The organism is Burkholderia sp. Bp9015 (assembly GCF_003853505.1).
Lineage (GTDB): Bacteria > Pseudomonadota > Gammaproteobacteria > Burkholderiales > Burkholderiaceae > Burkholderia.
This window is the reverse complement of record NZ_QTPZ01000010.1, coordinates 1-14,504: the sequence shown is the minus strand read 5'-3', so window position 1 is coordinate 14,504 and position 14,504 is coordinate 1. Positions and strand designations below refer to the sequence as shown.

General features: G+C 65.7%; 10 protein-coding genes and 1 pseudogene. All 11 read right to left on the bottom strand.

Features of this window, described 5'->3' with window-relative positions; translation table 11 throughout:
* Window positions 1–2: 2 nt before the first annotated feature.
* Window positions 3–725, bottom strand: a complete 723-nt coding sequence (locus tag DIE12_RS12940) for an amino acid ABC transporter permease (RefSeq protein WP_124522206.1) — start codon at window positions 723–725, stop codon at window positions 3–5.
* A 103-nt stretch (window positions 726–828) separates the two neighbouring features.
* Window positions 829–1,644 (bottom strand): ABC transporter substrate-binding protein, encoded by an 816-nt coding sequence (locus tag DIE12_RS12935; RefSeq protein WP_124522207.1) that lies wholly within the window; start codon window positions 1,642–1,644, stop codon window positions 829–831.
* Between the two features lie 453 nt (window positions 1,645–2,097).
* Complete coding sequence (locus DIE12_RS12930; protein ID WP_124485536.1) at window positions 2,098–3,402, bottom strand: MFS family transporter; 1,305 nt, start codon at window positions 3,400–3,402, stop codon at window positions 2,098–2,100.
* A gap of 235 nt (window positions 3,403–3,637) precedes the next feature.
* Window positions 3,638–5,317, bottom strand: coding sequence for a SpoVR family protein (locus tag DIE12_RS12925; protein WP_044843597.1), 1,680 nt, complete (start codon window positions 5,315–5,317; stop codon window positions 3,638–3,640).
* Complete coding sequence (locus DIE12_RS12920) at window positions 5,314–6,582, bottom strand: YeaH/YhbH family protein (RefSeq protein ID WP_044843598.1); 1,269 nt, start codon at window positions 6,580–6,582, stop codon at window positions 5,314–5,316. Before DIE12_RS12920 ends, DIE12_RS12925 begins: the two co-directional genes overlap by 4 nt.
* Window positions 6,583–6,707: 125 nt before the next feature.
* Window positions 6,708–8,630, bottom strand: a complete 1,923-nt coding sequence (locus DIE12_RS12915; protein ID WP_044843599.1) for a PrkA family serine protein kinase — start codon at window positions 8,628–8,630, stop codon at window positions 6,708–6,710.
* Between the two features lie 543 nt (window positions 8,631–9,173).
* Window positions 9,174–10,931, bottom strand: coding sequence for a methyl-accepting chemotaxis protein (locus DIE12_RS12905; RefSeq protein ID WP_124522273.1), 1,758 nt, complete (start codon window positions 10,929–10,931; stop codon window positions 9,174–9,176).
* Window positions 10,932–11,210: 279 nt separating this feature from the next.
* Window positions 11,211–12,140: a ribokinase gene (gene rbsK / locus DIE12_RS12900; RefSeq protein ID WP_124522209.1), complete on the bottom strand. Its 930-nt coding sequence runs from the start codon at window positions 12,138–12,140 to the stop codon at window positions 11,211–11,213.
* Window positions 12,137–13,168 (bottom strand): LacI family DNA-binding transcriptional regulator, encoded by a 1,032-nt coding sequence (locus DIE12_RS12895; RefSeq protein WP_044843601.1) that lies wholly within the window; start codon window positions 13,166–13,168, stop codon window positions 12,137–12,139. The genes rbsK and DIE12_RS12895 overlap by 4 nt, the downstream gene beginning before the upstream one ends.
* Before the next feature lie 35 nt (window positions 13,169–13,203).
* On the bottom strand, window positions 13,204–14,223 hold the full coding sequence (locus DIE12_RS12890; protein ID WP_044843602.1) for an ABC transporter permease: 1,020 nt from the start codon (window positions 14,221–14,223) through the stop codon (window positions 13,204–13,206).
* Window positions 14,220–14,504, bottom strand: a pseudogene (locus DIE12_RS12885) (sugar ABC transporter ATP-binding protein); the annotation flags it as partial. The gene DIE12_RS12890 and the pseudogene DIE12_RS12885, both read right to left, overlap by 4 nt.

Below are 14,504 nucleotides of genomic sequence, written 5' to 3'. Positions count from 1 at the left end.
CGTCAACGCCCCGCCCCGAGCCGGTCGCGCCATTGCGTGGCCGCGTAGGCACCGGCCTCGATCGCGGCCACCGCGGCGACGTACAGCACGGTCGCGACACCGAAGGCGGCAAAGGTCTTGAACGTCTCCGTCTCGACCTGCCGCGACGCGTACGACAGCTCGGCGACACCGATCGCCATCGCGAGCGACGAGTTCTTCACGAGATTCATGTATTGGCCGAACAACGGCGGCAGCGCGATGCGCACGGCCTGCGGCAGCACGACGTAGCGCAGCGACTGCATCGGCGTGAGGCCGAGCGCCGCGGCCGCATCATGCTGCGCACGGCGCACGCCGCGCAGCCCGGCTTCGCATTCCTCGGCGACGAACGCGGCCGTGTACGCGCTCAACCCGAACCAGCCCGCGACGAACTCGAACGACGGCCATGCGAGCGTGAACGGGCCCGCGCTCAGCTGATGGCGCGCGTTCAGCCATGCGACCCATGTGTCGGGCAGCAACGACGCGACGCCGAAATACCAGAACAGCAACTGCACGAGCAACGGCGTGTTGCGGAACGCGACGACATAGCCGGCCGCGAGCGTGCGCGGCGCCGTTCCGCGCGCATGCCGCATGACGGCGAGCAGCAGTCCGCCGACCGTCGCGGCGAGCGCCGACGCGGCCGCGAGGCCGAGCGTCAGCAGGAAGCCCTGCCAGAGCCAGGACAGATATTTGGGAGCCAAGCCGAGCATGGTGGTGCGGGCGCGAAGCAAGCGATCAGGAGAAACGAAAAACGCCGCGATCCCCGCGCACCGGCACGACCGATGGCGGAGCGCGGCGCGTCCTGCATGCGACTCAGGTCTTGTCGCCGATGCGGAAGATGCGCGTGAGCGGCGTCTTCGTCGTCGGACCGAACCACGCGTCGTAGATCTGGCCCGCGCGGCCATTCGCCTCGAGCCCCTTGAGCGTGTCGTTGACGAAGCCGAGCAGGCGCGTCTCGCCCTTCGGCACGCCGACGCCCATGTAGTCGTTGGAGATCGTGAATGCCGGGATCTCGTAGTTCTGCTTGTCGGGCACGTTCGCGAGCAGGCCGATCAGCTTCGGCCCGTCCTGCGTGATCGCCTGCACGTTGCCGGCGCGCAGCGCGGCGAATGCGAACGGCGTGTCGTCGTACGCGACGATCGTCGCCTTCGGGAATTTCTCGCGCAGCGTGATCTCGTTCGTCGTGCCCTTGTCCGCGCCGACGCGCAAGCCGTTCAGCTGGTCGGCCGATTTCAGCACGCCCTTCTTCGCGAGAAACTGCTGGCCCGACGAGAAATAAGGGATGCTGAAGTCGACCTGCTTCGCGCGCTCGTCGGTGATCGTGAAGTTCGCGAGCACCAGGTCGACCTTGCCGGAGGTCAGGAACGGAATGCGGTTCGCGGGATTGGTCGGCTGCAGCTGCAGCTTCACGCCGAGCTTGTCGGCCAGCGCCTTCGCATAGTCGACGTCGAGGCCGACGATGTGATTGCTCTTGCCGTCGACATAGCCGAACGGCGGATTGCTGTCGAAGGTCGCGACGCGCAGCACGCCGGCCTTCCTGATGTCGTCGAGGCGGTCCGCGTGCGCGACCGTGCCGGCCGCGACGAGTGCGGCCCCGACGAGCCACGTAGCGAGAGTGTGGAGTTTCATGAGCACGACCTGATTTGTTATGAAGGCCGGCGCGGATCGCGCGGCGGCCGGTTCGAGGAACATCGCGACGCTGTGTGTCGTCGCGAAGCCGCTAACGTATCAGCGCGTGCGGCGATTCCGAACCAACAAATGGTGCTTTGCTCTGCGGGTTTCGTGATGAGGCTTGCAGCGGCTGCATGCGGCGCATGCGCACAAAAAAACGCCCGCTGCACGCAGCGGGCGCGAATCCCAGTCAAGGAGGTGTCACACGAACTACGCGTTCAGAATAAGCGCATCGTCCGCTGCGGACAACGAAGCGATTCCGATATCGATATCGTGCGCCCCGCGATGAGCTTGCACGCGCCCATGCGAAAACGTCACGCATAAAAAAACGGCGCTCCGCCTGCATGGCGGAGCGCCGTCCCGTTGCACGTTGCCGGTCGATGCGGGCAGCCCGGCGGGCTGCCCTGCCGATCACGGTTCGTGACGCAGGTACCCTTCCTTGCTCGGATCGCGCATCCGCCACGACACGATCAGCGAGATCGCGCACAGCACCGTCACGTACCAGTAGAAGGTTTCCTCGCTGCCGATCGACTTGAACCACAGCGCGACGTACTCGGCCGAACCGCCGAAGATCGCGTTCGCGACCGCATACGACAGGCCGACGCCCATCGCGCGCACTTCCGGCGGGAACATCTCGGCCTTGATGAGGCCGCTGATCGACGTGTAGAAGCTGACGATCGCCAGCGCGATCGTGATCAGCACGAACGCGGCCGTCGGGCTCGTGACGGTCTTCAGCGCGTGCATCAGCGGCACCGTGCCGATCACCGCGAACGTGCCGAACAGGATCATCGACGTGCGGCGGCCGATCTTGTCGGACAGCGCGCCGAACACCGGCTGGATCAGCATGTAGACGAGCAGCGCGACGGTCATCACGTTGCTGGCCGTCTTCGCATGCATGCCGGCCGTATTCACGAGGTACTTCTGCATGTACGTCGTGAAGGTGTAGAAGATCAGCGAGCCGCCGGCCGTGAAGCCGACCACCGTGAAGAAGGCGCCCTTGTGCTGCCACACGCCGCGGATCGTGCCCGCGTCCTTCTTGTCACGCGATGCGCTCGTCGACGTCTCGTCGAGCGATTTGCGCAGGTACAGCGAGATCAGCGCGGCCGCCGCCCCGCAGACGAACGGAATGCGCCAGCCCCACGCCTTCAGCTCGTCGTTCGACAGCGCCTGCTGCAGGATCACGAGTACCAGCAGCGCGCACAGCTGGCCGCCGATCAGCGTCACGTACTGGAACGACGCGAAGAAACCGCGCCGCCCCTTCAGCGCGACTTCGCTCATGTAGGTTGCGCTCGTCCCGTATTCGCCGCCCACCGACAGCCCCTGGAACAGGCGCGCGACCAGCAGCAGCGCCGGCGCCAGCGCGCCGATCTGCGCATAGGTCGGCAGCACCGCGATCACGAGCGAGCCGCCGCACATCATCAGCACCGAGATCATCATCGCCGTGCGACGGCCGTGACGGTCGGCGATGCGGCCGAACAGCCAGCCGCCGATCGGACGCATCAGGAAGCCGGCCGCGAACACGCCGGCCGTGTTCAGCAGCTGCGTGGTCGTGTTGCCGCTCGGGAAGAACGCCGGTGCGAAGTACAGCGCGCAGAACGAGTAGATGTAGAAGTCGAACCACTCGACGAGGTTGCCCGACGAGGCGCCGACGATGGCGAACACGCGCCGCCGGGTGTCATGCGCGGACAGCGCAGCTTGGTCGGTCTGGACGTCCATGGGTTGGTCTGTTCCTTTTAGTGCTTTCTGGGCGAGACGGCTCGCGGGCCGTCGCGTACGGTCGCACGTGGCACCGGTTCCGGCGGCACGGCGCTACGGGATTTTAGCGAAATGTAAAGTAACGGGCTTTCCGGGTTCGTCCGGATGTAGAAAATTTTTCTCCCGGTACGCGTTCGTCATATGAAAACGCCAGCCCTCAGGCTGGCGTCCGATGCAAACTGCTCTCGGGCGATCGTCAGACGCGCACCTCCGGCGGCACGTAGCGGCACTCGTAGCGCTTGCGCACGGTCCCGGCCTCGTCGACGCTTTCCAGGAACACGTCGAACTGCCAGAGCCGCGCCATGTGCTTGAGCACTTCCTCGCTGTCGTTCGACAGATGGCGGTTGTCGGTCATGAAATGGCGCAGCGTGAGGCTGCGGTCGCCGCGCGTGTTCACGGCCCACACCTGGATGTTCGGCTCGCGGTGATGGATGTCGTACTGCCGCGACAACGCCTGCCGCACGTACTGGTAGCCGGACTCGTCGTGGATCGCCGACACCTCGAGCGAATCGCGCATGTCGTCGTCGAGCACCGAGAACAGCCGCATCTCGCGGATCAGGTTCGGCGACAGGTACTGCGCGATGAAGCTCTCGTCCTTGAAGTTGCGCATCGCGTAGTGCATCGCCGGCAGCCACGGGGTGCCCGCGATCTCCGGAAACCACTTGTAGTCCTCTTCCGTCGGCGCCTCGCAGATCCGGCGGATGTCGCTCATCATCGAGAAGCCGAGCGCATACGGGTTGATCCCGCTGTAGTACGGCTTCGTGACGGGCGGCTGGTAGACCACGTTGCTGTGCGAGTGCAGGAACTCCATCATGAAGCCGTCTTCCAGCTTGCCCTGGTTGTACAGCGTATTCAGCAGCGTGTAGTGCCAGAACGTCGCCCAGCCTTCGTTCATCACCTGCGTCTGCCGCTGCGGATAGAAGTACTGGCCGATCTTGCGCACGATGCGGATCACTTCCCGCTCCCACGGCTCGAGCAGCGGCGCGTTCTTCTCCGCGAAATACAGCAGGTTCTCCTGCGGCTCAGGCGGATAGCGGCCTTCCTGCTCCTCCATCTGCTCGGGCTTCTTGCCCGGCAGCGTGCGCCATAGCTCGTTGACCTGCGACTGCAGATACGCCTCGCGCTCGCGCCGCAGCGCGGCCTCCTTCGACAACGACGGCTTCTGCGGCCGCTTATAGCGGTCGACGCCGTAGTTCATCAGCGCATGGCACGAATCGAGCAGTTCCTCGACGCGATCGAGGCCGTAGCGCTCCTCGCATTCGGCGACGTAGTTCTTCGCGTACACGAGATAGTCGATGATCGCGTGCGCGTCGGTCCACAGCCGGAACAGGTAGTTGCCCTTGAAGAAGGAGTTGTGCCCGTACGCCGCGTGCGCGATGACGAGCGCCTGCATCGTCATCGTGTTCTCTTCCATCAGATACGCGATGCAGGGATTCGAGTTGATGACGATTTCGTACGCGAGGCCCATCTGGCCGCGGCGATAGCTTTTCTCGGTCGCGAGGAAGTGCTTGCCGAACGACCAGTGGCGATAGTTGACCGGCATCCCGACCGACGCGTACGCATCCATCATCTGCTCGGCGCTGATCAGCTCGAGCTGGATCGGATAGATGTCGAGCTCGTACTGCTCGGCGACCTGCGAGATGTGCGTGTCGTATTCCTCGAGCAGCTCGAACGTCCAGTCGGACGGGCACGGCAGCGGCTTGCGTTCGGCAACGTTCATACGCGCTTCCTTCTGCCCGGCACCGGGCAAGTCGGCGGCCGGCGCCGCCGGTTCGGTCCGGCCGCTTTGCTGCGATGCGGCAGGGCCGGCCGTGTCGTCGCCGGAAGGGCGCGGCGCGTAGCCGCGCGACTCGTTGTGCAGATGGCGGGTCGTCATGACATTTCCACCTGCTTTTCGAACAATTCGCGAAACACCGGGTAAATATCGGCAGCCGATTCGACTTTCTTCATCGCGAGGTGCGGTTGCGACAGCGCCAGCTGTGCGTACTCCAGCCACAGGTTCTGCTCTTCCGGGGCGACCTGGATATACGCGAAGTAACGCGTCTTGGTGAGGATATCCTCTTCCAGGATTTTGCGACACTTCGGCGAATCGTCAGTCCAGTTGTCGCCGTCGGACGCCTGCGCGCCGTAGATGTTCCACTCGGTCGGCGAGTAGCGCTCGTTCATCACCTTGCGCATCAGTTCGAGCGCGCTCGACACGACGGTGCCGCCGCTTTCGGTCGAATGGAAGAAGGTGTCCTCGTCGACCTCCTCGGCGCGCGTGTGGTGACGGATGAACACGACCTCGATGCGCTCGTAGTTGCGCTTCAGGAACAGGTACAGCAGGATGAAGAAGCGTTTCGCGAGATCCTTGCGCTGCTCGTCCATCGAGCCCGACACGTCCATCAGGCAGAACATCACGGCCTGGCTCGACGGTTGCGGCTGCTTCACGCGGTTGATGTAGCGCAGGTCGAACGGATCGATGAACGGGATCCGCCAGATGCGCCCCTTCAGATGATGGATCTCGGCCTCGAGCGTCGCGATATCCTCGCGACGGTCTTCCGGATCGAGCTTCATCACCTCGAGCCGCGCTTCGAGTTCGCGCAGCTCGTTGACGAGCGGCGAACCGAGCGCGATGCGTCGCCCGAGCGCGCTGCGCAGCGAGCGCACGACGTCGATGTTGTTCGGCGTGCCTTCCGCCGACCAGCCCGCGCGCACGTTCTTCCAGCTCGGCACCGTCAGCAGGTGCGTCTTCACGAGGCGCGGCAGTTCGAGGTCGTCGAAGAAGTACTGCATGAATTCGTCGCGGGACAGCTCGAACACGAAGTCGTCCTGCCCTTCGCCTTCGTTGCTCGCCTGACTGCCGCCGCCGCCCGAGCCGCCCTGCGGACGCGGAATCTTGTCGCCGCGCACGTAGTCCTCGTTGCCCGGGTGCACGTATTCGCGACGCCCGCCCGGCGCGTGCCGGAAATTCGGCTCGGCGATGTCCTTGCGCGGAATCGTGATGCTTTGCGTGCTCTGGATATCCTTGATGCTACGGTCGCGCACCGCGTCGGACACGGCACGACGAATGTAGTTCTTGACGCGACGCAGAAAGCGTTCGCGGTTGGCGATGCTCTTGTTCTTGCCGGCCAGCCTGCGGTCGATGATTTGATGAAGCACTCCCGGTCTCCCGCTCGAAAGTCGATCTGCCGGGGCACTCGCCGCGCATGCCGTCTGCCGTCATGCGGGCGGCGCCTCTGAAAGCGCCCGTACGGACTCGCCGCACGGGCGCGGTACCGCGCGCGTCATGACGACTTGCGCACGCGCAGGTACCAGTCGCAAAGCAGCCTCACCTGCTTCGGCGTATAGCCCTTCGCGACCATCCGGTTCACAAAGTCCTCATGCTTGCGCTGCTCCTCCGCCGAACCCTTGGCGTTGAACGAAATCACCGGCAACAGTTCCTCGGTATTCGAGAACATCTTCTTCTCGATCACGACGCGCAACTTCTCGTAGCTCGTCCACACGGGGTTCTTCCCGGCGTTCGCCGCCCGTGCACGCAACACGAAGTTCACGATCTCGTTGCGGAAATCCTTCGGATTGCTGATCCCGGCCGGCTTCTCGATCTTCTCCAGCTCCGCATTCAGCGCGGCGCGGTCGAAGCTCTCGCCCGTGTCGTGATCGCGGAATTCCTGGTCCTGGATCCAGAAGTCCGCATACGTGACGTAGCGGTCGAAGATGTTCTGCCCGTACTCCGAATACGACTCGAGGTAAGCCGTCTGGATCTCCTTGCCGATGAACTCCGCGTAGCGCGACGCGAGTACGTCCTTCACGAACGACAGGTACTTCTGCTCGGTCTCCGGCGGGAACTGCTCGCGTTCGATCTGCTGTTCGAGCACGTACATCAGGTGCACGGGGTTGGCCGCGACCTCACTCGAGTCGAAGTTGAACACGCGCGACAGGATCTTGAACGCGAAGCGCGTCGACACGCCGGTCATCCCTTCGTCCACGCCCGCATAGTCGCGATACTCCTGGTACGACTTCGCTTTCGGATCGGTGTCCTTCAGGTTTTCGCCGTCGTACACCTGCATCTTCGAGAACAGGCTCGAATTCTCCGGCTCATGCAGGCGCGACAGCACCGAGAACTGCGACATCATCTTCAGCGTGCCCGGCGCGCACACGGCCTCGGCCAGCGACGAGTTGCGAATCAGCTTCTCGTAGATCTTGATCTCTTCCGACACGCGCAGGCAATACGGCACCTTCACGACGAAGATCCGGTCGAGCAGTGCCTCGTTGTTGCGGTTGTTGCGGAAGGCCTTCCACTCCGACTCGTTCGAGTGCGCGAGGATCACGCCGTCGAACGGAATCGCGCCGAATCCTTCGGTGCCCTTGAAGTTGCCTTCCTGCGTCGCGGTCAGCAACGGGTGCAGCACCTTGATCGGCGCCTTGAACATTTCGACGAATTCGAGCAGGCCCTGGTTCGCCAGGCACAGGCCGCCCGAGTAGCTGTACGCATCGGCGTCGTCCTGCGCGTACTGTTCAAGCTTGCGGATGTCGACCTTGCCGACGAGCGACGAGATGTCCTGGTTGTTCTCGTCGCCAGGTTCCGTCTTCGCGATGCCGATCTGCCGCAGGATCGACGGAAAGCGGCGTACCACGCGGAACTGGCGGATATCGCCGTTGTATTCGTGCAGGCGCTTGACGGCCCACGGACTCAGGATGCTCTTCAGGTAGCGGCGCGGAATGCCGTACTGCTCTTCGAGGATCGGGCCGTCTTCGTCGTAGTCGAACAGCCCGAGCGGCGATTCGTTGACGGGCGAACCCTTCAGCGCATAGAACGGCACACGCTCCATCAGCTGCTTCAGCCGCTCGGCGATCGACGACTTGCCGCCGCCCACCGGGCCGAGCAGGTAGAGAATCTGCTTCTTCTCTTCGAGCCCTTGCGCAGCGTGGCGGAAGTACGCGACCACCTGCTCGATCACTTCCTCCATTCCGTAGAATTCGCGGAACGCGGGATAGACCTTGATAACCTTGTTCGCGAAGATCCGCGACAGGCGCGGGTCGATGCGGGTATCGATTTGTTCGGGTTCCCCGATTGCAGCCAGCATGCGTTCGCCAGCCGTGGCGTACGCTGACGGATCGTTCTTGCAGAGCGCGAGGTACTCCTCCAGCGAGAACTCTTCCTCTCGCGTTTTTTCGAAGCGGTTCGCGAAGCTGCTGTAAATATCCATGCTACCTCCCTCGCCTGAGTCTGAAGACGTGCCTGCCTTCTATGACTGCGCAGAAGCAAGCGCGTTCGAATTCATCCTAAACCCTTTCTTATTTTTTTTCACGAACTCTTCGTATGAAGTTCGTCATTCTCGACAACACCGCTTGGACAACGCATTTCGACGCTTTACAATCGATCTCCCGTGTCGCGGAAACGGCATCCGCGACGTCTCGTCGAGCATCGGAACGTCTCGTGCGTTGGACACCTCCGTCGTCGTCGCGGCACCCTTCACTCCCCCTTCATCCCTAGACGTTCGAGCGGCCGTTTACGACGACACGCTGCGCGCGCCGTTACAAATTTTTTTCGCATCGTCCGGAGATACCCGTAGTGCGGATGCGAACACGCAGCGCGCGGCGACGCACGAACTTTCACGTGCGCTGTCACATTCCATCGGTCGAAACGACGACGCCCGCATGTCGCGGGCGTCGTGTGCTGCCAAATGGGGAGAGATACGGGGAAAGATACCGGGGAGCGTTACCGCGAAAAGATGCGCGTCACGCGCGAATCAGAACGTTTCCCAGTCGTCGGCGCCGGCAGCCACCGGAGCGGGCGCGGCGGCCGCGGCAGCCGGCTTGCGCGCCGGCGCGGCGCGCTTCGGCGCTGCATCACGATCGTTGCGCGCCACGGCCGGCGCGGGCGGCGAAACCGGCACCGCAGCCGCTGCGGGCACCGCGCGCGGCGCCTGACGTGCGGCGGCAGCGGTCGCCGGCTGCGCCGCGTCGTCGTCGATCCGGAACACCGACGCCGTCTCGCGCAGGCGCGCGGCCTGTTCGTCGAGCGATTGCGCGGCGGCCGCCGCTTCCTCGACGAGCGCGGCGTTCTGCTGGGTGACCTCGTCCATCTGCGCGACCGCGCGCGCGACCTGGTCGATGCCGCCGCTCTGTTCCTCGGACGCCGCCGCGATCTCGCCCATGATGTCGGTCACGCGCTGCACCGCACCGATCACGTCGCTCATCGTGCGGCCGGCTTCGTCGACCAGCGTCGACCCCGTCCGGATGCGCTCCACCGACGCGTCGATCAGCATCTTGATCTCCTTGGCCGCGCTCGACGAACGCTGCGCAAGACTGCGCACCTCGCCCGCGACGACCGCGAAGCCGCGGCCTTCCTCGCCGGCGCGCGCGGCTTCGACCGCCGCGTTCAGCGCCAGGATGTTGGTCTGGAACGCGATTCCCTCGATGATTGCGATGATGTCCGCGATCTTCGCGGAGCTGTCGTTGATCTCGCCCATCGTGCCGACCACCTGGCCGACTACCGTATTGCCCTTGTTTGCAATCTCCGACGCGTTCGCTGCCAGCGAGCTTGCCTGCCGCGCATTGTCCGCGTTCTGCTTCACGGTGCCGGTCAGCTGTTCCATGCTCGATGCGGTTTCCTGCAGCGCGGACGCCTGCTCTTCCGTGCGCGACGACAGGTCGATGTTGCCGGCGGCGATCTGGCGCGCCGCGGTCGCGATCGACTCGCTGCCGCCGCGCACGGTGCGCACCGTGTCGACGAGGCCGCGCTGCATCCTCGCGAGACCGTCCAGGAGCTGGCCCATTTCGTCGCGCCGATGCACGACGATCGAGCGGCGCAGGTCGCCCGCGGCGATCGCGTCGAAATGCGCGAGCGCGTCCGCGAGCGGACGGCCGATCGCGCGGCTGAGCGTCAGCCAGGAAAACGCGGCGGCAACCAGACCGGCCGCCAGCAGGACGATCGACAGCACGCGCAGCGTCTCGTACAACGATTCCGCGCGGTCGAAGCCGGCCTGCCCGTCGGTGAACTGGAAATTGCGCAGTGCTTCGCCCGCAACAGAGAGCTCGTTATAAAGCGTCGAGAGCTGCTTGGCGCCCTCGCCGATCCGGTCGTGGTCGCCCGCCGCGACCAGCCCTCCGAACGCGTCGCAACTGCGCTGCAGCGCCTGCCGCTTCGCGGCGACGTCCTGCGCGAGCCGGTCTTCCTCCGGGCCGCGCGGCAGTGCAAGGTATTTTTGCCACCACGCGTCGGACTGCGTGCGCATCGCGCGGCTGCGTTCCACGGCCGCAGCCGAGTCGGGCGTGCCCGCCAGCAGCGCGGCGCGATCGAGCGCCAGGCGCTCGCGCGCCGCGTACATTTCGGCAACGGCCACGTCGACCGCGCTCGGCATCTGGTTCGTGAAAATCTCGCGCGTCGCATCGTTCGAGCGCGTCATCCCGTACACGCCGAGCACGCCAATCACGCCCAGCAGTACCGCGAGAAACGCCATCGTCAAACCGATGCGCGCACGTATCGTCAGGTTTCCGATCACCATCATTCTTCCTGTATTGCGTCGTCGTGAACGGGCAAGGCCCGTTTTTCGAAACAGTGTTTCGCCCAGGTGTATTTACGACCGGATGTTGCGCAGCTTGATGGTATTCACATCAATTTTTTCAGCAATTCACCAGTTCATTACAGATTCCCGAATAATGGGGGCGAAGCATCGCCGGCCCGCTTCGCGAACGCCCGCGGCAAGCAATCGAGGTCAGGCAAGTGGGGAAGGATGGCCGGCCGCCTGCTGTCGCACGCGCCGGCCGGGATGCGCGATCGGGCCCTATTCGGCCAGTTCGGCGAGCGTGGGAATCGACGGCTGCGCGCCTGCGCGCGTGACCGACAGCGCCGCCGCGCGTTGCGCGAAGCGGATGGCGGCATCGACGTCCGCGCCGGCCGCGAGCCGTGCGGCGAAACCGCCGATGAAGGTGTCACCCGCCGCGGTCGTGTCGACCGCCTTGACGACGGGGGCCGGATAGTGGCGCGCCGCGCCGTCGGCCGTCAGCGCGAACACGCCGCGCGCGCCAAGCGTGATCAGCACATTGCGCGCGCCGGCTGCCCGCAACGCACGCGCCGCGGCTTCCGCCTCGGCCGGATTGCGCACCGGCAGCCCGGTCAGCGCGGCCGCCTCGACTTCGTTCGGGATCAGGTAATCGACCAGCGGCAACCAGCCGTCCGGCAGCGGCGCGACGGCAGGCGCCGGATTGAGCACCACGGTGCGGCCGAGCCGCCGCCCGGCCGACAGCGCAGCGAACACGGCGTCCGGCGGCGTCTCGAGCTGGCAGATCAGCACGTCGGTCGCGGCCAGCGCCGCCTCGTGCCGCGCCACCGTATCCGTCGTGACTTCGCCGTTGCCGCCCGCGACGATCACGATCGTGTTCTGGCTGGCGTCGTCGACGACGATCAATGCGACGCCGGTCGACGCCGTCTTGCTCGTCGCGAGCCGCGAACAGTCGATGCCTTCGGTCTCGAGGCCGGCCCGCAGCGTGCTGCCGTGCGCATCCGCGCCGACGCAGCCGATCATCGCGACCTGCGCGCCGAGCCGTGCGGCCGCGACGGCCTGGTTGCCGCCCTTGCCCCCCGCGGCCTGCGCATACGCGTGACCGGCGAGCGTTTCGCCCGGCAATGGCAGCCGCGACGCCCGTACGACGAGATCCATGTTGAGGCTGCCGACCACCGTCACGCGGCCGGCGCCTGCCGCACGCGCCGTCATGGGCGAGCACCCGGCGCGGCCGGCTCGCGGTAGACCGCCGTCGATTCGCGCAGCACCAGGCGCGGCGACACGACACGACGACGGCTCGGCGCGGCCGTCGAGCCGCCGCCGATCCGCTCGATCAGCGTCTGCGCGGCCATTTCGCCGAGGGCGCGCACCGACTGGCCGACCGTCGACAGCGCCGGATAGGTATAACGGGAGAATTCGATGTCGTCGAAGCCGATGATCGAGCAGTCGTCCGGCACGCGCATGCCGCGCTCGGCCGCCGCGCGCAGCGCGCCGACGCCCATCAGGTCGTTGCCCGCGAAAATCGCGCTCGGGTGCACCGACTCGAACAGCCGCGATGCCGCGTGATAGCCGCCCAGGCACGAAAAATCGCTTTCCGCGATCGCGCCCGGCACGATGTCGATCCCGCGCTCGGCCATCGCGCGGATGAAGCCGTGCACGCGCATCGCGCTGACGGCCGTGTCGGTCGGCCCGGTGATGCAGCCGATCTTCGCGTGCCCGAGTTCGAGCAGATGACGCGTCGCCAGGTAGGCGCCGCGTTCGTGGTCGATCTGCACGAGATCGGCCGCGAGCCCCTCGATGTTGCGGTCGACGACGACGAGCGGCGCATGCGCGTCGGCGAGCGTCTGCGCGAGCACCGCGTCCTCGCCGGCCGACGCGACGATTAGCCCGTCGATGCGCTTTTCCTGCAGCACGCGCAGGTAGTTGCGCTGCTTCACGGGATCGTCGTCCGAGTTGCAGAAGAACACGCAATAGCCGTTGGCCGCGCACTGGTCCTCGATGCCGCGCGCAAGCTCCGCGAAGTACGGATTCGTGCTGTTCGGCACGACGAGGCCGATGGTCGCCGTCGAGCGCGCCTTCAGCGAGCGCGCCACGGCCGATGGCACGTAGTTCAGCTCGCGGATCGCGCCTTCGACCTTCGCACGCACATCCGCGGACACCGGCCGCGAATTGTTCACCACGTGCGAGACGGTCGTAAACGACACGCCCGCCATGGCCGCCACATCCTTGATCGTCGCCATTTCCCGTTTCTCTCTGGTCTGCTTTCTGTGTAGTTTTACCGGGCGCGCGCGCGCCGGCTGCGATACGTATCGAGCACGACCGCCACCACGATCACCGCCCCGGTGATGATCCGTTTGGTCGGCTCGTTCGCGCCGATCTGCGCCAGCCCCGCGGCGAGCACGGAAATGATCAACACGCCGAAGAACGTGCTGATCACCGAGCCGCGCCCGCCCATCAGGCTCGTGCCGCCGATCACGACGGCCGCGATCACCTGCAGTTCGAGGCCCACGCCCGCGTTCGGGTCGGCGGCCTCGAGCCGCGAGATCTGGAACAGCGACGCGAGCCCCGCGAGCGCGCCCATCAGTGCGAATACGAGGATTTTATACGGCCGCGGGTTAACCCCGGCAAGCCGGACGGCTTCTTCATTCGTGCCGATACCGACAAGATAGCGCCCGAACACGGTGCGCGTGAGCACGAACTGCGCCGCGATCATCACCGCGACCGCGATCAGGAACGCCGGCGAGATGCCGAGCGCGATCGGGTTCGAGAGGAAATCGAACGCGTCGCCGATGTAGGCCGTGCGCGAATTCGTCAGCTGGTACGCGACACCGCGCGCGGCCTCGAGCACGCCGAGCGACACGATGAACGACGGAATCCGCCAGCCCACCGTGATCGCGCCCGTCAGCGAGCCGGTCACGGTCGCGACCGCGATCCCGATCAGCGCGGCGGGCAGCGGCCCCCAATGCCATTTCAGCGCGGCCACGCTGACCATCGACGCGGCCAGCGCGAGCACCGAGCCGACCGACAGGTCGATGCCGGCGATGATCAGCACGAACGTCATCCCGACCGACATCACGACGAGATCGGGGATCTGGTTCGCGATCGTGCTGAACGTATCGTAGGTCAGGAAATGCGAGCTGAGCGTCGAGAACAGCGCGATCATCGCGGCGAGCGCGCCGGCGAGCCCGAGATAGTTCGACACGCCGAGCCGCGTGCCGGACAGCGTGCGCGCGCGGCGCCCGGTCACGTCCTGCTGCGCGCCGGCGTCGCTCGGGGATACGGGAGGCTGGGTCATTGCTGTCGTCCTGTCGTCGAAGAGGCGGAAGCCGCGCGCGGCGCGCTTTCCGCATCCGGATGGCGTGCGCCGTCCGGCAGCGCTGCGCGGCCGAAGCCGGCGAACGCCGCGGCCAGCAGCGCATCCTGGGTCCAGTTGCCGCGTTCGAACACGGCGGTCATGCGGCCGGCCGACATCACGCCGATCCGGTCGCAGATCAGCATCAGCTCGCGCAGGTCGCTCGAGACGACCACCAGCGCCCGGCCCTCGCGCGCGAGCGCGCCCATCAGCGTGTAGATCTC

Bases quoted from the DNA above. Each gene is read 5' to 3' on its own strand.
- DIE12_RS12915 (WP_044843599.1), bottom strand. From the start codon at position 8,630: ATGGATATTTACAGCAGCTTCGCGAACCGCTTCGAAAAAACGCGAGAG.
- DIE12_RS12940 (WP_124522206.1), bottom strand. From the start codon at position 725: ATGCTCGGCTTGGCTCCCAAATATCTGTCCTGGCTCTGGCAGGGCTTC.
- DIE12_RS12930 (WP_124485536.1), bottom strand. From the start codon at position 3,402: ATGGACGTCCAGACCGACCAAGCTGCGCTGTCCGCGCATGACACCCGG.
- DIE12_RS12890 (WP_044843602.1), bottom strand. From the start codon at position 14,223: ATGACCCAGCCTCCCGTATCCCCGAGCGACGCCGGCGCGCAGCAGGAC.
- DIE12_RS12935 (WP_124522207.1), bottom strand. From the start codon at position 1,644: ATGAAACTCCACACTCTCGCTACGTGGCTCGTCGGGGCCGCACTCGTC.
- rbsK (WP_124522209.1), bottom strand. From the start codon at position 12,140: ATGACGGCGCGTGCGGCAGGCGCCGGCCGCGTGACGGTGGTCGGCAGC.
- DIE12_RS12895 (WP_044843601.1), bottom strand. From the start codon at position 13,168: ATGGCGACGATCAAGGATGTGGCGGCCATGGCGGGCGTGTCGTTTACG.
- DIE12_RS12905 (WP_124522273.1), bottom strand. From the start codon at position 10,931: ATGGTGATCGGAAACCTGACGATACGTGCGCGCATCGGTTTGACGATG.
- DIE12_RS12925 (WP_044843597.1), bottom strand. From the start codon at position 5,317: ATGACGACCCGCCATCTGCACAACGAGTCGCGCGGCTACGCGCCGCGC.